20 protein-coding genes and 1 riboswitch are annotated in these 20,726 nt (G+C 50.6%); of the genes, 3 read left to right on the top strand and 17 right to left on the bottom strand.

What is annotated here, in order from left to right; all coding sequences use genetic code 11:
* Positions 1-4: 4 nt before the first annotated feature.
* From A0126_RS06005 to A0126_RS05955, 11 genes are all read right to left on the bottom strand, one after another.
* On the bottom strand, positions 5-796 hold the full coding sequence (locus A0126_RS06005) for an AAC(3) family N-acetyltransferase (RefSeq protein WP_088836842.1): 792 nt from the start codon (positions 794-796) through the stop codon (positions 5-7).
* Positions 797-808: 12 nt separating this feature from the next.
* On the bottom strand, positions 809-3,820 hold the full coding sequence (locus A0126_RS06000; RefSeq protein WP_088836841.1) for an AAA family ATPase: 3,012 nt from the start codon (positions 3,818-3,820) through the stop codon (positions 809-811).
* Entirely contained in the window at positions 3,802-4,923 is a 1,122-nt protein-coding gene (locus A0126_RS05995) for an exonuclease SbcCD subunit D (protein WP_088836840.1), read from the bottom strand. The genes A0126_RS06000 and A0126_RS05995 overlap by 19 nt, the downstream gene beginning before the upstream one ends.
* 179 nt (positions 4,924-5,102) lie before the next feature.
* Entirely contained in the window at positions 5,103-5,465 is a 363-nt protein-coding gene (locus A0126_RS05990; protein ID WP_088836839.1) for a hypothetical protein, read from the bottom strand.
* A 126-nt stretch (positions 5,466-5,591) separates the two neighbouring features.
* Positions 5,592-6,602: a ThiF family adenylyltransferase gene (locus tag A0126_RS05985; protein ID WP_088836838.1), complete on the bottom strand. Its 1,011-nt coding sequence runs from the start codon at positions 6,600-6,602 to the stop codon at positions 5,592-5,594.
* Positions 6,599-7,363, bottom strand: coding sequence for a thiazole synthase (locus A0126_RS05980; protein WP_088836837.1), 765 nt, complete (start codon positions 7,361-7,363; stop codon positions 6,599-6,601). The genes A0126_RS05985 and A0126_RS05980 overlap by 4 nt, the downstream gene beginning before the upstream one ends.
* A 2-nt stretch (positions 7,364-7,365) precedes the next feature.
* Complete coding sequence (gene thiS, locus A0126_RS05975) at positions 7,366-7,569, bottom strand: sulfur carrier protein ThiS (RefSeq protein WP_029333431.1); 204 nt, start codon at positions 7,567-7,569, stop codon at positions 7,366-7,368.
* Positions 7,553-8,557, bottom strand: a complete 1,005-nt coding sequence (locus tag A0126_RS05970; protein WP_088836836.1) for an NAD(P)/FAD-dependent oxidoreductase — start codon at positions 8,555-8,557, stop codon at positions 7,553-7,555. Before A0126_RS05970 ends, thiS begins: the two co-directional genes overlap by 17 nt.
* Positions 8,554-9,144 (bottom strand): thiamine phosphate synthase, encoded by a 591-nt coding sequence (locus A0126_RS05965; RefSeq protein ID WP_088836835.1) that lies wholly within the window; start codon positions 9,142-9,144, stop codon positions 8,554-8,556. The genes A0126_RS05970 and A0126_RS05965 overlap by 4 nt, the downstream gene beginning before the upstream one ends.
* Positions 9,145-9,233: 89 nt before the next feature.
* A riboswitch (TPP riboswitch) is annotated at positions 9,234-9,336 on the bottom strand.
* 66 nt (positions 9,337-9,402) lie between these two features.
* Positions 9,403-10,635: a beta-N-acetylhexosaminidase gene (gene nagZ / locus A0126_RS05960; protein WP_088836834.1), complete on the bottom strand. Its 1,233-nt coding sequence runs from the start codon at positions 10,633-10,635 to the stop codon at positions 9,403-9,405.
* Positions 10,632-11,057 carry an OsmC family protein gene (locus A0126_RS05955; protein WP_088836833.1) on the bottom strand — a complete coding sequence of 142 codons (426 nt, stop codon included), beginning with the start codon at positions 11,055-11,057 and terminating at the stop codon, positions 10,632-10,634. Before A0126_RS05955 ends, nagZ begins: the two co-directional genes overlap by 4 nt.
* 205 nt (positions 11,058-11,262) lie before the next feature.
* Here A0126_RS05955 and A0126_RS05950 point away from each other — a divergent pair, with 205 nt between their 5' ends.
* Positions 11,263-12,447: an MFS transporter gene (locus A0126_RS05950; protein ID WP_088836832.1), complete on the top strand. Its 1,185-nt coding sequence runs from the start codon at positions 11,263-11,265 to the stop codon at positions 12,445-12,447.
* Between the two features lie 152 nt (positions 12,448-12,599).
* Here the strand turns inward: A0126_RS05950 and A0126_RS05945 are convergent, their stop codons facing one another.
* From A0126_RS05945 to A0126_RS05920, 5 genes are all read right to left on the bottom strand, one after another.
* A complete protein-coding gene (locus A0126_RS05945; RefSeq protein WP_029333417.1) occupies positions 12,600-12,890 on the bottom strand; it encodes a hypothetical protein in 291 nt (96 codons plus the stop codon).
* A 222-nt stretch (positions 12,891-13,112) separates the two neighbouring features.
* Positions 13,113-15,122: a catalase gene (locus tag A0126_RS05940; RefSeq protein ID WP_088836831.1), complete on the bottom strand. Its 2,010-nt coding sequence runs from the start codon at positions 15,120-15,122 to the stop codon at positions 13,113-13,115.
* A 63-nt stretch (positions 15,123-15,185) separates the two neighbouring features.
* Positions 15,186-15,374, bottom strand: coding sequence for a hypothetical protein (locus A0126_RS05935; protein ID WP_029333410.1), 189 nt, complete (start codon positions 15,372-15,374; stop codon positions 15,186-15,188).
* Between the two features lie 13 nt (positions 15,375-15,387).
* A complete protein-coding gene (locus tag A0126_RS05930) occupies positions 15,388-16,263 on the bottom strand; it encodes an SDR family oxidoreductase (RefSeq protein ID WP_088836830.1) in 876 nt (291 codons plus the stop codon).
* Between the two features lie 391 nt (positions 16,264-16,654).
* Positions 16,655-17,119 carry an NUDIX hydrolase gene (locus A0126_RS05920; RefSeq protein WP_088836828.1) on the bottom strand — a complete coding sequence of 155 codons (465 nt, stop codon included), beginning with the start codon at positions 17,117-17,119 and terminating at the stop codon, positions 16,655-16,657.
* Positions 17,120-17,452: 333 nt separating this feature from the next.
* Here A0126_RS05920 and A0126_RS05915 point away from each other — a divergent pair, with 333 nt between their 5' ends.
* Together A0126_RS05915 and A0126_RS05910 are read left to right on the top strand one after the other, a co-directional pair.
* The gene (locus tag A0126_RS05915; protein WP_088836827.1) at positions 17,453-18,187 is read left to right on the top strand and encodes a peptidoglycan DD-metalloendopeptidase family protein; all 735 of its coding nucleotides are present in this window, start codon (positions 17,453-17,455) and stop codon (positions 18,185-18,187) included.
* Positions 18,188-18,597: 410 nt separating this feature from the next.
* On the top strand, positions 18,598-19,527 hold the full coding sequence (locus A0126_RS05910; RefSeq protein ID WP_088836826.1) for a peptidoglycan DD-metalloendopeptidase family protein: 930 nt from the start codon (positions 18,598-18,600) through the stop codon (positions 19,525-19,527).
* Positions 19,528-19,573: 46 nt separating this feature from the next.
* On the opposite strand, the gene A0126_RS05905 is transcribed toward A0126_RS05910, so the two are convergent.
* A complete protein-coding gene (locus A0126_RS05905) occupies positions 19,574-20,680 on the bottom strand; it encodes a glycerol dehydrogenase (RefSeq protein WP_088836825.1) in 1,107 nt (368 codons plus the stop codon).
* Positions 20,681-20,726 lie beyond the last annotated feature (46 nt).

Here is a 20,726-nt window from a genome sequence, read left to right as displayed (position 1 = left end):
AGTTTCAGCTTAACCAGCTATTTAAAGCACTCAGCTGGAACATGACGACGGGAATCGATTCCTTGGCGGAGACGAGGTGCGACGTCGCACGACCGATTTTTCCGCTCGTCACGAACGATTCGTCCGTGAACCCTTCGCCAATCGGACCGAATGGGTCACTATCAATCAAGCGGTGCCAATAGTGAACGAATACTTCGTCATCGCCTCGCTTGATTTTACACCCGCTCTCGATGTCCGGACGCTCAATCCCATACTCGGCATAATGCCAGACCGTCGTCGCATCCCACGGTGAGCCGATATGCAGAATCTGACCGTCCGCCTCGATGAACCGTTCAATCGGTGAGCCGGGACCGAATCCGTTCTCGAACGTGTGGTCCGCGACGAACTCGGCCGCATCTTTCCCCCAGGCTGCGACCGACCACATCGGGTGGTCGCTGCGCTCGACATCCGGAAATGTCCGGAACAATTCCGGCACTTTGCCGACGCTCCGCGTCGGCGTCTTCCGTTTATCATACGCCGGCATTTCTTGACGGACCGTCTCCCACCATTCCTCCGGTACGGCAGGACGACTCCAGTTTTTCGGGTCCGAGTTATCGGTACTTTGTGTCGCCATCATGATCAAGCCCGTCTCGGTGACGACTTCCTGGACAGCTTCGATGACCGCTTGCGCCCCGCCCGGAACCCAGCCGATCTGTTTCATCGCACTGTGCACGAACACTTTCATCCCTGGTTCGACCCCGAGCTGTTTCAGGTCGCGGATTAAATCCGACTTCGTTACCATTTGATTGACTTCCATCCGTCTCACTCCTTATTCAACGACAAGCTGTATCGTCGAGCCTGTTTTTCCTTGCGTGACTTCAATTTTAGCATCGACCCGTGACTTCAGCTCCTGGACGTGGCTGATGATCCCGACCATCCGTCCGCTCGCTTGAATCGACAGTAACGTCTCGATCGCTTGTTCGAGCGACTCGGGGTCGAGTGTCCCGAATCCTTCATCGATGAACATCGTTTCAAGGGAAACGCCGCCACTCGCTTCTTGGACGACTTCCGACAGACCAAGCGCGAGCGCAAGCGACGCTTTAAAGCTTTCGCCCCCGGACAATGTTTTGACATGCCGTGTCTGTGACGTATAAGCATCAAAAACATTCAGGTCGAGGCCATACTTCTTCAAGCCTTTACCGGCTTCCGTCTTCCGCTCGAGCTGGAAGCGACCTGACGTCATCTCCGTCAAATGGCGGTTCGCCGCCTGGAGAATCTCATCGAAGTACGCCGTCTGGACGTAGGTTTCGAACGTCATCCGTTGCGCATTTTCACCGACTCCAACCCGTGCCAGCTCCCCGATGATCCCGTACCGGGCGTCCTCGGCTTCAATCGTTTGTTGGAGCGTCACCCAGGCATCGATCAGCTGTTTGACATGGATGTGTTCCTTCTCGGCACCGACACGTTGGTCTGTCGCTTCCGCCAAGCGTCCTTCCGCTGTTTCGACAAGCGTCCGTAAATGCGCGAGATCCGGACGTGCCGCGGCATTGATTTGTTGTTTCAAGCGTTCGAGTCCTGTCGCGACTTCCTGGCGCTTGACACGATCCGCTTCAAGCAGCGCTGCGAGTTGTTGCATCTCCTGCCGGGACAATCGCGCCTGTTCGAATTGTTCTAACGTCTCAAAATGCTCTTCCGACAGGGCCTGTTCCAAGTCAGCCTTCGCTTGCGTCCGCGCTGCAACATGTGTCGTCGCCTCTTCGGTAATGTGTTGAAGGCGTCCCTGTCGTTCTGCGACTTCCCGATTGAGTTGATTTTTTTGTTGATCGACCGTCGCCCGGTCGGTTTCATATTGTGTCTGTTTCGCCTGCAATGTCTGTTGTTCCTGTTCGAGAACCCCTTTCGACGCTGACGGCTCGCCTGCTTTCGTCAGCAATGCATCAAGTCGGGCAAGCTCAAGTTCGAGTTTCCCTTGTGCCGCGAGCTGCTGATCGATTTGACTCGTCAGTGTCTCAAGTTCTGTTTCGAGCGTCCGCAAGCGTTGTTCGAGCTGACGTTTTTTATCTTGTTGCTGTTTTTGTTCTGCTTCTGCTGCGACGAGGCGGTTGATTTCCGTCCGAATCAGATCGAGTTCCGTCGGCAGCGTCTGTTCTTGCCCGAGTGTTGCGATATCGTGCTCGAGTTGTCGTTTCCGTTCGACGATTGTCCGGTACGTCGCCTGTAATTCCTGGTGGGCCGTCTGCGCTTTTAAATACAGCTGATGCAACACTTCGACGTCATCCAGTTGTGTCTTCACCGCTGGTTCCGGGTGCTCACGGCTCCCGCAAACGGGACACGCTTCCCCGTCGTGCAGATGTTCAGCAAGCTCGGACGCGAGTTGCATCCGTTCTTTTCGCCGCCCTTCCGCATAGGCCGCTTCCGCTTCATCTTTTTCTTTCCGGACACGGGTCCCGCGTTCAATCAATTGTTGCCGTTCCGTTTCACTCCGTTGCCACTCGAGCCGCTTTTGTTCGAGAGTCTGAAGGCTGAAGCGCCGTTCCTGCAACGTCAGTTGCGTGTCCGAGACGTCAGCCAGTGCCGCGAGTTCTGCTTGGATGCGGGTCCGTTCCGCACGTTTGGTCTCACGCTCTGTCAGTAATGCTTGCGGGTTCAGGCGTGCGACGTCCTCCGCTAAACTTTTTTGTTTTTGTTGCAGGTGTTCCTGTTCGCGCAGTTGCTTCAATTCCGTCTCGATTTGGTCGATCCGTCGGGCCCCGTCACGAATTTCTTGTTCGCGACTCGCTAACTGTTCCGCTTGACCGGTGATTTGGTCAAGACGTCCTTGCAACGTCGTCAGTTCTGACGTCAATTGCGTTTGCGCCGTCTCCAGGCGGACGACCGTCTGCTGCTCTGACAAGAAGGCATCGTATCGTCCCGTGATGGCCGCGGCACGTGTCGCAATCTCATACCGGTTCGCTTGTCGCGTGATGTCGGGTAACGTCACGGCGAGTTCTTGCTCGAGTCGCGACAGCCGTTCATGTTCGACGAAGGCATGTTCGAGTTGTTCCGCCTGGCGGAAGCGTTCGCTAACCTGATTGACGTCTTGACGCACCTGCTGTTCGACTGTTTTGGCGGCAGTGATCGTTTCATCGAGCGACGCTAACAATTCATCCGTCACGCTCCGGATCGTCGTCTCATTTTGATTGACCCAATCAACTTCTAACGGCAATTCCTCCAGTTTTGCGAGCTGTTTCGTTTTTGTCTCTTTGATTGCTGCAGCAAGATCGAGTGCTTTCCGGTGCAAGCGTTGCTGGAACTCACCGTACTGCTCCGTCTTGAACAGTTGCTTCAGGATTTGCAGTTTGTCTTTTGACTCCGCCATCAACAGCTCCCGGAATTTATTTTGCGGCAACAGCAAAATTTGCGAAAACTGTTTATGGTCGAGCTGCAAGAGACTTTGAACCCGTTGCTTGACTTCGGGGATTTTGACGGCGAGCGGTTGCCACGCCATCCCGTCGAACCGTGCCAGTTCTGCCTCGTGCGCATAGTCCGTTTTGTTGACGGGATGTGGTTGGCTCGGTTGGCGAATCACACGATAGCGTTCACCTTTCAGTAAAAATTCCAGTTCGACTTCCGTTTTGACATCAGGGCGCGCGAAATGACTCCGTAAATCCGTCATCTCCCGTTCGCCGCCTGACGTCTCCCCGTAAAGGGCAAACGTCAAGGCATCAAAAATCGTCGTTTTGCCGGCTCCCGTATTACCGGAAATGACGAACATCGTCCGTCCGGCGAGTGCCGTGAAATCAATCGTCTGTTCTTCTGCGAACGGGCCGAACGCCCGTAAGGTCAATCGTTCTGGCCGCATGTCGCTTCCTCCTCTAGGACGGTCTGCATCGCATCCGTCGGTCGTTTTTCCCGGACTGCTTCATAAAACTCACTGAATAAATCGGTTAGCGTCGCCGTCTTGACCTGGTCGCGCGATGCTTGGACGGAGCGTGTGCTCTCCCTAGTAAAACCGGTCCGCTCGAGATGCAGGATGTTCGGAAAAACTTTTTTCAGCTTACCCATCGGATCAATCAACGCTTCCGCATCCGTCAAGTTGATTTTGATGTAGTCGTCCGTCGATTGTGTCGCGACGAACGTCGGATCCATCAGTTCGGCGAGCGTTCCCGTCAACTCCCGTAAATCACGCCGCGGGGCAATCGGCTCAAAGCGACGTTCAAACGTTCCTGCGTCATTGAGCGTCAGGATATCGACGCCTTTGACGTGACTCGCTTCCGAAAAGGAATACTTTAAAAGTGATCCACTGTACCGGATCGTCTCGGAACGGATCGCGAGCGGGTTATGTAGGTGACCGAGTGCCGTATAAGTGAACGGCGCAAACGTACTGGCACTGATTTGCCCTGCCGTCCCGACCGACAGTTGACGCTCCGAGTCGGTCTCGAGTCCACCGATGACGAAGGCATGACCGACGAGGACGCTTGGTCCTGTAATCGTTAAGGGTTCGATGATTTTTCGCATCGCTTCGTCATGATTCCGAATCGTGTCGTCCTGATAGACGTAACGGACGATCGCCGGATCTGCGAACGGGACCGGATAAAACTTGACGCCTTTAATCTCGATCGGCTCAATCACCGGTGTTAATTTACCGGCGAGATGTAGACCTGACCGTTCGAGAAGGGTCGTCGCGAAACTGAGCCGTTCCGCCGAATCGTGGTTACCGCTGATCGCGATGACCGGAATCCCGCGGTCGAGGACGATGTCCGCGAGTGTCGCATCGAGCAGTTCGACCGCCTCGGTCGGTGGGACGGCGCGATCATATAAGTCGCCCGCAATGACCACCGCGTCCGGACGTTCCCGGTCGAGTAATGCTAAAAATGCTTCGAGCGCGGCGCGTTGATTGTCAATCATCGATTCGCCGTGGACGATTTTTCCTAAATGCCAATCCGCTGTATGAATCCATTTCATGTTTCCTCACCCTCACTTTACTAATATATTAAGTCCAGTTTAACACGTCTGAAACGGCAATGACGACTCTCGTCCGCGCATAGGCTTCGATCCGGCATGCGTCTATAATCAAAAAAAAGACAGTAAAGACCGGACGCGACCGGACCTTACTATCCTTTACATTCCATGCATTCATTTCCTTAATGTTTGTGCCGCAACCGCTTGACAGAAGTGATGATGGAGACGGATCCTCCGATGATAGCACCGACTACAATTCCTGTCGTGAATTTTGAGCTCTGATGTTTGTTCGGTATATGGGCTGTTTGTTGTTGTTCGAAAATTTGGGCAAGAGGGGACGCGTCTGGTTCAACTTCGATCAGATGATTCGCATGTGCTTCAACATCTTCCCGTCGTTCGACGCTACAAGGTGACAGATAGAACGGATTTAAGTTCGTCCGGTACCGATCTGGATTCCAATTCGCCTGCTGAACCGGTTCAGCTGTCTGTTCTGTCCGCTTCGTCTGGTCCGATGATTGGACCACTTTATCGAATTCTTGTTTCATCCTAATCACTCCTCTTCGCTTTCAGTCTACCTAAAACGCCATTTTGTGTCTTGAAGTCTTATTTACCTCTTTTCAAAACATCTAAAACATATATTTTGAATGTTAGTTTGATTTTTTTGTGACTTTTTAACCAAAAAAGGCGTGATAGAGCTGTTTTGCACGGACGAGTTCCTGTTCCCCATGAATCAGGACGCGTCCGTCACGAAAGGCGACGAATCGATGCGTCTCCGTCTTAAAACTGAGCAAGTACGGATTTTTCGCGACGATACTGACGACCGGGCTCAGATTCTGTTCAAGACGTTCTAAGTCACGCGCCTCATCTCCACGGACCTGGACGGCGTCACGTCCACACAATGTTGTAAACTGCACCGGCATGTGCGTCAAATACGGATAGGTCCGGTTCTCGCCGCAGGACGGGCATGATGCCTTCTTCAAAGACGCGACATTGATGCGGCTCTGTTCATTCGTCCAGACGTCGAACGCGAGCAATTCCTGCCGTAGCGCGTCCGTCGCACCGACGAGGAGCTTCAAGGCTTCCGCGACTTGATACGCGGCGACGAGTTGAATCGCCGGACCAATCACACCCGCCGTCTCGCACGTCGCTTGCCCGCGTGGTAAATGTTCGAGCAAACAATGCAGGCACGGGGTCTCGTCCGGGAGGACCGTATAGGTCATGCCGTAACTCCCGACGCAGCCGCCGTAAATCCACGGAATCTTGTGTTGCGCCGCCACATCATTGATCAGCATCCGGATATCGAAGTGATCGGTTGCGTCAAGAATCAAATCGACACCAGGAATCAATTGCGGTAATTCGTAACGCGTGACATCGGTGACGTGGGCTATAATCTCGACTTCCTGATTGATGGCATTTAAGCGGCGCTCCGCCGCGATCGCTTTCGGGACATGCTGCGCGGCATCGTCCTCCGTGTAAAGGTGCTGCCGCTGGAGATTGCTCCACTCGACGTAATCACGGTCGACGATCGTCAGCTTGCCGATTCCGGCACGGACGAGTTGTTCGGCACTTGCCGTTCCGAGTGCGCCCATGCCGATGATGAGAACATGTTTTTTTGTCAGCTCATCTTGTCCCGCCTGACCGATCGGCCGAAACCGGGTTTGCCGTGAATAACGATCCGTCATCGACTCATCCCTGTCTCGGGACTACTCGCCGTCGCGTACCGTTTCTTTTCGATCCGTCCCGCTTCAAAGCCAAGTCGTCCCGCTTCGACGGCAAGCTTCATCGCTCGCGCCATCTTGACCGGGTCTTTCGCATGGGCGACGGCCGAATTAAGTAAGACGGCGTCTGCACCGAGTTCCATTGCGTAGGCGACATCGGTCGGTGAACCGATTCCTGCATCGACGATGACTGGGACCGTCATCTGTTCGATGATGAAGCTTAAGGCCAGTGGATTAAGGATTCCTTGTCCGGATCCGATTGGGGACGCGGCAGGCATGATGGCGTGACACCCGAGTTCTTCCAGTCTTCGTGCCAACAACAGATCGTCTGACGTATACGGTAAGACGGTGAATCCTTCTTTTAATAATTCTTCCGATGCCCGCAACGTTTCGATTGGGTCCGGTAACAGCGTTTTATCACAGCCGATGACTTCAACTTTGACCATGTCGCACAGTCCGGACGCGCGGGCGAGTTTTGCCAGCCGAACCGCTTCTTCCGCTGTCTTCGCCCCCGCCGTGTTCGGTAATAAATGATACTGACTCAAATCAAGCGCCTCTAAAAAGTTCGGTTGACTCGCTTCAAAGATATCCATCCGGCGAACGGAAAAGGTCAGGATGTCTGCTCCTGATGCCTCGACTGCTTGCTGCTGTGTCGTCACGTCGGGGTATTTGCCCGTTCCGAGTAATAACCGCGACTGAAATGTCGTTTGACCAATCGTTAACATGATTAACCGCCTCCTACGAAGTGAACGATTTCAAAAGAATCGCCTGTTTGAATGGGTGTGTTTTGGTATGCTGTCCGCTCGACAATCTGTCGATTCTGTTCGATGATGACCATTTTTTCCGTCAAATTGAGATGATGAATCAATCCGTCGATTGTCGAAATCGATCCGTCAAGCGTATACGGTTGACCATTAATGGTGAGTTGCATTCGTGTTCCTCCTCGATTCATGTAATGAAAACGGACGAAGCTCATATTTCGGCGTGATTCCCGTTACCTCGTCTGCCAGGACGGACGCCGTGATCGGGGCGAGTAATATCCCGTGCCGATGATGCCCGGTCGCGACGAATAGGTGCCCGACTCCCGGGACCTGCCCGAGATAAGGCAATCCGTCCGCTGTTTGTGGACGAATCCCGGACCAGATGTCCACGATTTCCGCTTCTCTGATTGCCGGGAACAGTCGCGCCGCCGCCTGCAGGAGATGTTCAATCCCGCTGACGCTGACCCCTGTCGTCTCGTCACCGATCCGTTCCGTCGCCCCGATGATGATCCGTCCGTCAAACTTCGGAACGAGGTACACGTCGTCGCTAAACAACGTCTCGGTCAAGACATGTCCCGTAAGCCGGACGGCGAGGCATTCGCCTTTGACCGGTACCGTCGCGATCTCGACACCACTCGTCGCGAGTAACGCTTCTGATCCCCGACCGCTTGCGACCACGACGTTCCCGGCTTCGCGCTTACCGTTACTTGTCGCAACGCCGACGACGGTCGCCCCTGCCCGGAGCAGTCCCGTGACCATTGTCTGTTCTTCAATCACACCTCCGCGGGCTTTAATCGCGTGACGGAGCGAACGCGTCAACTGGACGGGATCGATTTGACCGACTGAAGCGAACCGGATGTCCCCGTCTGCACGGATCAGTCGAAACGGGTTTTCTTTATAGCCACTATCAATGCCGGTCTCATTAAACAGCTCACGGACGAGGTCGGGATAAAGCTGTCGACTCGCTGCTGCCAGTTGATGTAAGGCAGGAATCAGTTCATGATCCGTCGCAAGCATGCCGGCTGCTGCCCGCGTCGCTCCTTCACTGGAACGATTTTGCTCAAGCACGCGTACCGGTTGTCCTCGTTTGAGCAATTCGTAGGCGAGTGTCAAACCGATTACGCCTGCGCCGACGATTAACGTCTCTTTTGCTTTCATTGATCAATCACCTCGCGATACGACTGGACTGCTTCGACCGGATTTGCCTGACCGAGAATCCCTGACATCACAGCGATGCCAGCAACTCCGGTCGCGAGGACACCCGCGACATTCTCCGGCTGAATCCCGCCAATCGCGATGACGGGGACTTTTGAAAACGTGACGATTTGCGCGAGTGCCGCTAGTCCGCGCGGGGCGACGTCCTGTTTTGACGCCGTCGCAAAGACATGACCATACATGACGAAGTCGCTGTCCGTCTCAAGCGCTTCCGTCAAGGAGTGGATTGATCGGCCGATTTGTAGCTCGCTGAATTGACGCCGCACGACAGCGACGGGAATACTGCGCGATGTCAACTGGACACTTGACTTCGTCACGAGGGCGACATCGAGCCGGTCATGGACGATTAGTTTTTCACGTGGAACACCGGCGCATACTAGCTCCTCGATCAATTGGACGAGTCGGTCCGCCGACCAACCCGGTTCCCGGATATGAATCATGTCGACATAAGGCACAACAGCCGGCAAGACTTCTAGAAGATGTGTCAGCTCTTTTGTCCCGGTCGTCACAATATGTAACTTCGGACGCATACCTTCTCCTCCTTGCTACACAAAAAGGACCACCCCATGAACATGATGGAGTGGTCCGAAAAATGTCCAGGTAAGACCTGAGACAGGATGATAATCAGAAGCCACTTCCCTCCGCTAGTACGAACTAGATCAGGTTCAAAGGGTCCGGATATTTCCGTCTCAGTCTGCTGCGAGACTCCCCTAGTGTAGAACTATTTAGTGTTGGTTGGTTCATTCGTAGTCTACCATGACCGCTCGCTTGATTTCTAGTCTGACTTGTCAGTTCAGCCAATCCGTGACCGTTTTGACCTGTTCCGTCAATTGTTCACGCGTTGGAATCAGCTTCGTGTCTGCTAAATCATACGTTTGTTTCAGACGTAAGACACGTGTCACTTTCGCGTCGAGGTCAGCCCGTGATAGTGACTTGTCCTTGATCCCCTGCATAATTGCCGCATGAACATCCGTGTAAGCACCGGCTTGCGAGAACATCGCCATGTCGGCACCACGTTCGAGGGCGAGACGCGAAGCTTGGGCGAGACCATATTGTTTCGTGATCGCACCCATTACGAGGTCGTCCGTCACGATGACGCCATCGAACTTCAACTCGTCACGCAACAGTTGTTGCATGACCGGCTCTGATAACGACGACGGATTGTCTGGGTCGAGCGCCGGGAATAAAATGTGTGCGACCATCACCATTTCCGCTCCGGCATCGATTGCCGCTTTGAACGGGACGAGTTCCAGTTGCTCGAGTTGCGCTTTCGTCTTCGTCACGGTCGGTAAGCCGACATGCGAATCGACGGTCGTATCCCCGTGTCCGGGAAAATGTTTGATGACCGGCACGACATCTTCCGACTTGATTCCCTGCATTAACGGGACACCGAGCCGGGCGACATCATCCGGCTCAGCGCTCAGTGCCCGGTCCCCGATGATCGGGTTCGCCGGATTGCTGTTGACATCAAGAACCGGGGCAAAATCCATATTGAATCCATAAAACCGTGACATCGCACCAAATGCCTGTCCGGTCTTTTGCATCAATGCCGGATCGTTTTTCTGACCGAGCGTCAAACTCGGAGGTAAATGAAACGTTTGATCCGGGACACGGCTGACCCGTCCTCCTTCTTCATCGAAACCGAGGAACGCGAGCGGTTCGGCGGCTTGTGCGTCCTTGATTGCTGCCGTCAAGGTTTTCAGCTGGGCGTCTGACGTGATATTGCCTCCGAGTAACAGGACACCGCCTATCGCGTGATTGTTTAACAGACTTCGGTCCGCGTCCGATAACGTCGTCCCGCTGATCCCGATATACAGCAATTGATCGACCTTTTCAGCAGTCGAGAGTTTGGCGAGCTGACGTTTGATGTCTTGCTCCGCCTGTTCGGCAGCCGTCGGTTCGTCGGCTGCCGGCTGTTGCTGACTCGTCTTCGGTTCCGGTTTCGTCTTCGGTTCTGTTGCTGGTTCACTCGCGCATGCCGTCAAAAAGCAAGCCGTTAAAAGCAGGTAAATCGGTTTCAAAGCGGTTCCTCGTTTCGGACGCCATTGATTGAATAATAGACTTCAATTTCAGCATTCAGTGATTTCGAGACAGAACAGTATTTATCTTTTGATAACGACACGGCCCGGCGGACTTTATCGTCCGGTAAGTCGCCTTCGAGACGATAATGAATCGAAATCGTCGTAAAGCGGCGCGGGTGTTCCGTCGCCCGTTCTCCCTCAATGTCCATCTCAAACGAGGTTAACGGTAAACGCATTTTTTCTAAAATGGAGACGATGTCCATTCCCGTACAGCCGGCGACGGCGTGTAACAACAATTCAGTTGGTCGTGGTGCTCCGTTCTCCCCGTTATTTTCAGGTGCTGCATCCATTGCCAGTTGGTGTCCGGACTCCGTCACTCCACTAAAGCCCATCTTGTGATTCCATGTAATTGTCGCTTGCATTTTTCTCACTACCTTTCGATTTTTAGTTCGGTTCGCTTCGCTCTCCTTCATTATAGCGTAGTCTCACCTGAAGAAAATTGACATGCTATTCAAAATAATTCTTCTTTTCCGTTTCCATCCGATTCCCGTTCACCTGACACACGAATCATGCTATTCTGAAAAACGATAGTTTCGCGCTGCTTAGCGCTAGAATTGAGGAATTGATATGTCATCTACTACCCGTTTAAGTAAAACGGACTGGCTTTTAATCGCCACCCTCTCCTTACTGACGTTCGTCTTAGGCACAAGCGAATTCGTCATTGTCGGGATTTTATCAGAAATCGCTTCGGCCCTCGGAATTACGATTGCGAAAGCCGGCGCACTCGTCTCCGCCTTTGCGATTGCCTTCGCGATCGGGACACCGTTCACGATGTCGATCACGGGACGCTTCGAACGTCGCAAATTGATGCTCAGCCTGATCTTTGTTTGGGTCGTCTTGAACTTTTGCAGCAGCATCGCCGACACCTACTCGCTACTGCTCGCAACACGGATCGTCACGGCCGTCCTGACCGGTGTCTTGATTTCGCTTGCGATGGTCGTCGCGAGTGACAGTGTCCCGGTCGCGAAACGCGGTGTCGCCGTGTCGTTCATCTTCGGCGGCTTCACGCTCGCGAACGTCTTCGGCGTCCCGATCGGCACGTTCATCGGGCAACATGCCGGTTTTGAAGCGACGTTTTGGCTGACGACAGCCCTCGGACTGATTGCTTTTTTCGCCGTTTTCAAAGTCGTCCCGCGGCAACAGGCGACGGCGTCAAGTTCCGTTAAGGATCAACTGCGCCTGCTCGCGAACCCACGTATCATGATTGCTTTCTTCATCCCGTCGTTCGGATTTGGTGCGACCTATGTCGTCTACACGTACCTCGTGCCGATCCTCGAACTTGAACTCGAGCTGCCGCGGGCCTGGATCAGTCCAATCCTCCTCGCGTACGGCGTCGTCTCGATTTTCAGTAACATTCTGGCCGGGAAAATCGCCAGTCATAATCCGATCGGTCGGTTACGGTTTGTGTTCGTCGTGCAAGCGTTCGTCTTGGCGGCCTTATATGTCACGACGTCATCCGTCACGCTCGGACTGATCAATATCGCTTTGATGTCACTGATGTCGATTTTATTGACGACATCGACACAAATCTATCTGATTGACTTGGCGGAAAAGTTCAACCCGGAAGCAAAAGGACTCGCTGCGTCCTTGATGCCGGTCGCAAGTAACGTCGGGATCGCTTTCGGCTCCGCGCTCGGTGGACTCGTTTACGCGAGCGGACCGATGATGAATACGGCGCTCGTCGGCGGACTTGTCGCTTTGCTTGCCGCGTTGTTGACTGCAATCAGCTTCCGACTCGACCGGCGCTCATAATCAAGTAACTTGAACATAATGATCCAATGAACCCGCATCCTATAAACTGGTAACTGGTAGTACGAAAGGGAAACTAACGTTTGAGCTTCTATTCATACCCATAATAAAAGCACGATGCCCCTTTCTTCCAGGACGGCATCGTGCTTTTTCGATTATTTTTCAAACTCTAAAATCGTTTGTTGCATCGGAACACCAGACATCGAAACCGTCCGTTCAACGAAAAGATAACGTTTCCCGCTTACTAAAAAGCGGCGGTTTCCTAAGTACTCGACCTGTTTTCCGTCCTGCTTTAATTTCTGCTCAATTGCTTTGACATGCTCATCGAGCGTATAAAAACGATCGTCAAACGTCATCGTGATATTTTTCTTTTTGAAGCCAAGTAAGTAACTGAAGAAAAACCAAAATGCTGCCCCGACTGCAATGATCCCCAAAATGATTTCCATCCGAACTTCCCCCTTTGTTTAACCTATTCTACGGATACCCACCTAAAAAGTTCCTGTTTTTTTGATTATTTTGTCATTTACCAAAGGCTTATACGATTCTTTTATAAAGGGGTGAAGCGTCTGCATCAAAAAAAGAGCCTTATCTACATAATGATTGAAGTCATACGTTATTTTGACGACGTCAAAAGGACCTCCCGCAACGCTGGAAGTCCTTGACTATTCTTATTTCCGGTCCCAAAAACGTGCTTGGGCGATGCCTTCGATGAACGAATCAAAATGATCCAAGTTATGTTCTTTGAATAAGAAGACACCCGGTTGATCCGTTTCAACACGGCACTTATCGAGTACTGAGTCATCATGGAGATGTAACGCCAGCGGTTTAGCATGTTTATACGTGTTCTCGATAAATTCGAGCACGTCGTCCGCTACTTTTGAAGATGCGCTGATTAAGAATGCGGCGTCAAACAAACTTGAATCGACCGTATCATACGTTTCTTTTACTTTCATTTCACCTAGTGTATAGGCTTTTTTACCAACGAGGCTGTAATTGATGTTATGCTCCGCCAGTTTTTCGACCCACGCCTTCACCTGATTTGCATCCACGTCCCCTGCAAGCAACAGAGCAACACTGCGCGTATCCGTTTTTCGAATCGTATGTTCCATACTGAGGGCATCTGAGCGTTTCTCTGATTGAACCCCTTCATCCGTCGTCGGTACCGCAACGTCAATGTTCTCCGCAACCTCTTTCGCGAGGGCATGGTCGATATGATTCAGCAAATCCACGGCATTCGTTTTGACAACATCAGATTCACACTTTCCGAGCTCGAAGCTGTAGGCATCACGAATGTGTTGTTGTTCAACAGCAGTCATGCTGTTGTAAAAGAGCTTCGCCTGTGAATAAAAGTCGAGGAAACTTTCACTCCGGCCACGCACTTTATGGCCGTCGACTTTTTCCTGGTAATGTTCAAAACCGCCTTCTTCGACCGGGACAGGCTCAGGCTGATTTTCATTCAAACCATTTTTGTGATAGCTCGTCTGTCCTTTATGGACCGCCATCTGATGCATGCCGTCCCGCTGATTGTTATGGTACGGACAAACCGGCTGATTGATCGGGATTTGATGGAAGTTCGGTCCTCCGAGTCGGGACAACTGTGTGTCCGTATATGAGAACAACCGCCCTTGCAACAACGGATCATTTGAAAAATCAATTCCCGGAACGATGTGTCCTGGGTGGAACGCTACTTGTTCTGTTTCCGCAAAGAAATTGTCGACATTGCGGTTCAATGTCATTTTACCGACGAGTCGGACCGGTACTTCTTCCTCCGGCCATAGTTTCGTCGGATCGAGAATGTCAAAATCGAACTTGAACTCATCCTCTTCCGCAATCAATTGCAGTCCGAGCTCCCATTCCGGGAAATCCCCCTTATCGATTGCTTCATATAAATCAACGCGGTGGAAATCAGGATTTTTACCAAGTGCTTTTTGTGCTTCATCCCAGACTTGCGAATGAACACCAAGTTTTGGTTTCCAGTGGAACTTAACAAAGTGCGCCTTCCCTTGTGCGTTGACGAGTCGGAATGTATGGACGCCGAACCCTTCCATCATCCGAAGGCTCCGTGGAATTCCACGGTCACTCATCGCCCACATGACCGTATGTGCAGTCTCATGATTTTGACCGATGAAATCCCAAAACGTATCATGCGCGCTTGCGCCTTGCGGAACTTCCGTATGTGGCTCCGGTTTGACGGCATGGACGAAATCAGGAAACTTGATGGCATCTTGAATGAAGAATACCGGAATGTTATTCCCGACTAAATCGTAGTTGCCTTCATCCGTATAAAACTTCGTCGAGAAACCACGGACATCACGGACCGTATCTCCTGAACCGCGTGACCCTTGGACCGTCGAAAAACGGACGAAGACCGGTGTCGTTTTCGAGGGATCGTTCAAAAAGCCCGCTTTCGTAATCTCAGCTAGCGGTTCGTATACCTGAAATTCACCATGTGCCCCGACACCTCTAGCATGGACGATTCGTTCCGGAATCCGTTCATGGTCAAAGTGTGTCATCTTCTCTCTAAAGTGGAAGTCTTCAATCAATGTCGGTCCCCGTAGTCCTGCCTTTAGCGAAAATTCATCTTCCGCCATTTTCAACCCTTGATTCGTCGTCAGTCCCGCTTTTTTCGTGTTATCGATTTGGTGCGCCTTCATTTGTTCTTCTTTTTTATTCGTCATACTGTTACCTCCCCATAAGTAAAAGCAATCGGTGTCAATCAGCTAGTTAGGTCATCGCTACCATCAATACGGTGTCGGATCTTCTTGTGGTGCATCCGGTATTTCTGTCGGTTCCGGGAACGTATCCGGCTCCGGCTGACGGATTGGATCTTCTTGCGGCGTGTCCGGAATTTCCGACGGTGGTGTTCCCGGCACTTCATTCGGTTCGTGATTCGGTTCGTGCTCCGGTACTTCGTTCGGATTCTTCTTCATAAAAAAGACCTCCTTATGATGTAATATAATCGCCGCCATTGATATGGATGGTTTGTCCCGTGACGTAACTCGAGTCGCGTGACGCGAGGTAAACATAAGCTGGAGCATTTTCTGAAGGTTGTCCCCGACGCTTCAGTAACGTGTCTTCCCCATGTGCTTCGACCTTCTCTTTCGAGAACGTCGCCGGAATTAACGGTGTCCAAATCGGACCCGGTGCGACGGCATTGACACGAATGCCTTTTTCGACGAGGCTCGATGCAAGCGAACGTGTTAACGTCGTAATCGCCCCTTTTGTCGCCGAATAATCGATCAACGTCGGTGCCCCGCGATAAGCCGTCACGGACGACGTATTGATGATTGTATCTTCTTCTTTAAGATGCGGTACGGCAGCCTGCGTCAAATAAAACATCGAGAAGATGTTCGTTTCGAACGTCTCCTGCAACTGTTCCGGTGTGATGTCTAAAAAATCATCTTGCGGAAATTGTTTTCCTGCGTTGTTGACGAGAATATTCAGTTGACCGAATTCCTCAAGTACCTGATCAATGATTGGTTTTGCATTTTCCGGACGGCTGACGTCTTTCGCAAATGCAAGGGCCTTAACTCCGTACCCTTCAATTAACTGCTTCGTTTTTTCCGCGTCCTGTCCTTCATTTAAGTAAACGATCGCGACATTTGCGCCTTCTTTTGCGTAAGCGACCGCGACGGCGCGACCAATCCCGCTGTCACCACCAGTGATAAGCGCGACTTTCCCTTTCAGCTTCCCGGAGCCGACATACTCGGGATCGTCATAAATCGGTTCAGGATTCATTTCGGACTCGATTCCTGGTTGATGATCTTGTGTTTGCCCTTTTGCTTCTTCATGCATATCCCTCAGTTGCTTTTCGCGCATCTCACTCATCCCCTCTACTGTGATAATTGACTTCCTTAGTTAACATTCCCTTGCCATGTATGAATAAACGTCATTCCATAAAAAAATTCCCCTTCAAAAAGGGGATACAGACTACAGACAAACTCTTATGAAACATGAACAGGCTATAAAAAGAGGCAATCCGTTCGCGCTGCTTTGTCTCGCCTCGTCTTCAAAGCGGCAATCTTCCGCACCACTACAGCAAAGCTGCAGAGTCGCGACCGATTGCTTTTCGCGGTTCTAAGCGATTCGAGACGACTTGCGCCTCGCCCGGGGAAAGCAACGAAAAAAGACGCTTGATCTCCCAATCGCACGTTGTCTACAGCCAGAATCCCCTTCAAAAAAGGGTGCATACAAGTCTTACTCCAGGAATTCATTCTTTTATTAGACGGTCCCACTCACCTGTCTTCAGCATCGTTTTTAACTGTAGGGGATAGAATTCGATGGATGGCAATTCGTCGATCGGGACGAACCGGTAAATCAGTTCCTCGCCCTCGACACCGTAAAAATCTTCCGTCGTCACATTGATCTCATTTAACAACTCGACTTCGTAATAAAAACCGACTTCATGAAAAGCGACGTCTTCATATGTAAAGAAATTTTCGTGAACGCACAAAAAACGTTTAACTTGTGCTTCTAATCCTAATTCTTCTTTGATTTCACGGACAACCGCTGTCTCCCCACTCTCCATCAGTTGAATCCGTCCCCCTGGTAATGCCCAAAAAGCATCTCGAATATTCCGATGAATTAAGAGACACCCTTCCTTGACGATCACGGCAGCCGCCCGGTGATTGAATCGTTGCTTCTCAAACTTAAAGTTAATATCCAACTGTTCCACACTCCTTTGTTATGTTTCGATACAATATCATAATTTCCCATAATTGACTTTGTAATAAAAAAGTCAAACAGATGACATAGACAAACCCTCGTCTCAAGGGATTGCGTAATTATCTCAAAACGAAGATTACAATATATATTATCTAAAGATATTTTAGAAATAAAATTGAAATATCGATTTGTAAATTCCGAATGCTATACTCAGTTTGTTCGAAAGCACCACTCACTCTACTAACTCAATCTACTCTATATACAACACATCCTATTTAATGACTCAGTCATTTCATTTTTCATTAACCCGTCACTTTGTTTTCACATCAGGAGGATTTACAACATGAAACGTATTTTGACAACTATGACGATGAGCGCGCTTGTCGTTTCAGGATTTGCAGCTACGGGTACAGGTAAGGTTGAAGCGGCTGGTACTTCTTATAAAGTAAAAGTCATGGCAGACGGACTTCGCGTTCGGACCGGCCCTTCAACAAAATACCGGATCATCGGAGGCGTCAACTCGGGCCAAACGTTTAAGTACCTTGGACGTAAAGGAAACTGGACGAAAATCATCTACGGTGGAGAAAAACGCTACGTATACTCAGGATACGTTAAAAAGTACAGCCTCAAGTCTAAAACTAGCACTGCAAAAAAAGCATCCGTCTCGTCTAGCTTTATTCGCCCGACAAGCGGGACTCTGACGCAACGCTATGGCAATGCAAGCGGCCGCTACGGATATACGTTCCATAACGGTGTCGACTTCGGAGCGAAGACAGGAACTCCTGTCTATGCGACAGCCACTGGGAAAGTCATCTCCTCAAAATATCAAGGCGCGTACGGAAACTACATCATGATGTCACATAAGGTGAACGGTTTAACCTACACAAGTGTTTATGCCCACCTCAATTCACGTAAAGTTTATGCGGGTCAAACGATTGCAAAAGGAACGAAGATCGGAACAGTCGGTAGCACAGGTAATGCGTTCGGTGCTCACCTTCACTTCGAACTTCATCGTGGCAGCTACGTCTACAGCAGCTCTTCAGCCGCAAGTAGTGTCAACCCACTCAACTTACTTTAAACCAAAGAAAGGCACCTCTAATCAGGTGTCTTTTTTGTTTGGATTCCTATTTTGAAAACTTAAAAAATTTTTTAAACATCAAAATTACAAAAATTCAAATTTTAAAAAATACTATTATTTCCATTTCAACTTTATCTTAAACGACCTCAACTTGTCACACTTTTTTATTAATTCCCCAGTGTATGAACATTTTTTAAACATCTAAAATGTGTTGATATATATAGAAAAACCAATAAATGTCATATGTTATTTTTGGATAGCTTAAATATATTCTATTGAAACATTTCCGAAATGTTAATGTAATATTTAAACATTTTAAGTAATGTTATACTCATTTATGAAATTTAGTAGAACATATTTTCAACAAACAACTAACCTATCGTGTTGATTTTCAAGGAGGACATACATAGATGAACAAATTATTAACGACTTTAACAGTATCTGCCATTGCAGTAGCTGGACTGACAACATTTGCAGTCCCGAAAGTCGATGCTGCGACAACTTACTATAAAGTTAAAGTCATGGATGACGGTTTACGCGTCCGGACCGGCCCCTCTACTTCATCAAGCGTCATTACGGGTGTTGCTAAGGGAGAAACCTACAAGTATCTCGGGCGTACCGGCAACTGGACAAAAATTTTATACGGATCAAGTAAAGTGTATGTTTCTTCGTCTTATGTCAAAAAATATTCAGTCACACGTTATTATAAAATCAAGGTAATGGCGGATAACCTTCGTGTCCGTACAAGTTCTTCGACAAGCAGCCAGCAGGTCGGTTCGGTCGATAGTGGAGAAACGTACCGCTACCTCGGCAAAAAAGGCGACTGGATTAAGTTCCTTTATAATGGCGATAAGCGTTATGTGCACGCCGACTATGTAAAAAAATACGCGGTCTTAAAATTAACGAATTCAGGTGCTAGTAAAGCCTCAAAAGATTTCGTCACACCGACAAGCGGACCGATTACACAAGGTTACGGGGCAGCGAGCGGCGTTTACGGTTATACGTTCCATAACGGCATCGATTATGGTGCAGCAAAAGGAACGCCCGTCTATGCGACAGCTGCCGGTAAAGTCACGACGTCTAAAAACTACGGCGCGTACGGGAACTACATCATGATGACTCATACAATTGACGGATCTTCCTTCACAAGCCTCTATGCTCACTTAAACAGCCGGAGCGTCTCCGTCGGTCAAACGGTCTCGCAAGGACAACTGATCGGAACGGTCGGCGAAACAGGGAATGCTTTCGGAGCACACCTTCATTTCGAGCTTCATCGTGGTACATATGTCTACAGCGCAACCTCCGCTGCAAGCAGTGTCAATCCGCTCGATTACTTATAAGACAACACCCCCGACCACATCCGGTCGGGGGTGTTTGTTTTCTGACTCATTTTAATTTTGCTTGATAGGCTTTCGAGTAACGGTCCGCGGCGATGATCGCATCAGCCACTTCTTCCGCCGTCACATCGAATCCATCATGGATTGTCTCACCATCTGCCGTCGCCGCTTCCCCGACTTTCAAGATGTCGTCGCGCGAGGCATCTTTGAGTTTGACGTCTTCGAGCGTGACCGGTAACCCGAGATCCATATAAAATGCGATATACCGCTCGATTTCTTCTTGACTGTGTTGCTCAAGCGCCAGCTGGACGAGCGTCCCGAATGCAACTTTTTCCCCGTGCGTCAAGTGGTGGATGTCACCGTCAAGCGCCGTGAAGCCGTTATGAATCGCGTGTGCCGCGGCTAGTCCCCCACTTTCGAAACCAAGTCCACTCAGTAACGTATTCGCTTCGACGACTGCTTCAAGAGCCGGCGTAACGACTTTTGCTTGAACCGACTCATACGCGAGTCGACCATGTTCGAACAACACTTCCTCACAGCGTTTCGCGATCGCTTCCGCCGCAATCGTCGGCCGACCACCGGCCATTGTCTTCCCGCCGAATGCGATGACACTTCTGACCTCGACCCAGGTCGCGAGCGCGTCGGCAATCCCGGACGCGAAGAATCGCGCCGGTGCTTCCGAGATCAGCTTCGTATCGACGAGGACAAGATCGGGATTCTTTTTATAGAAGCGATAGCTCTCAAAAATCCCGGCGTCTGAATAAATGACTGATAACGCGCTCGTCGGTGCATCGGTCGAAGCAATCGTCGGCACGATGACGACAGGCACCGTCAGTTCGTCCGAGACGGCTTTCGCCGTATCCAGCGTCTTCCCGCCGCCGACCCCGACGACAAAGCGGACGTCCGCTTCTTTCGCCTGCTTCGTGATCCGTTCGACTTCATGGCGCGATGCTTCCCCACTAAAGTCGACTTGTTCGATACCAATTTTTTCTGTTTCAAAGGAGTCATGAATCCGTTGCCCGACGATTTTAAAGACGACATCGTCTGCGATCAACAGAGCTTTATCTCCGAACGGGCTCACGTATGTACCGAGCCGGTCGATGACGTTTTTTCCTTGGACGTACTTGCTTGGGCTGATGAAGACACGTTCTGACATAATCAACATCCTTTCCGAGAAAACACGAAACAATGACGTACACAAT

It is taken from the genome of Exiguobacterium sp. N4-1P (genome assembly GCF_002214325.1).
The sequence above is the reverse complement of the archived record's forward strand: the minus strand, read 5'-3'. Positions and strand labels throughout refer to the sequence as shown.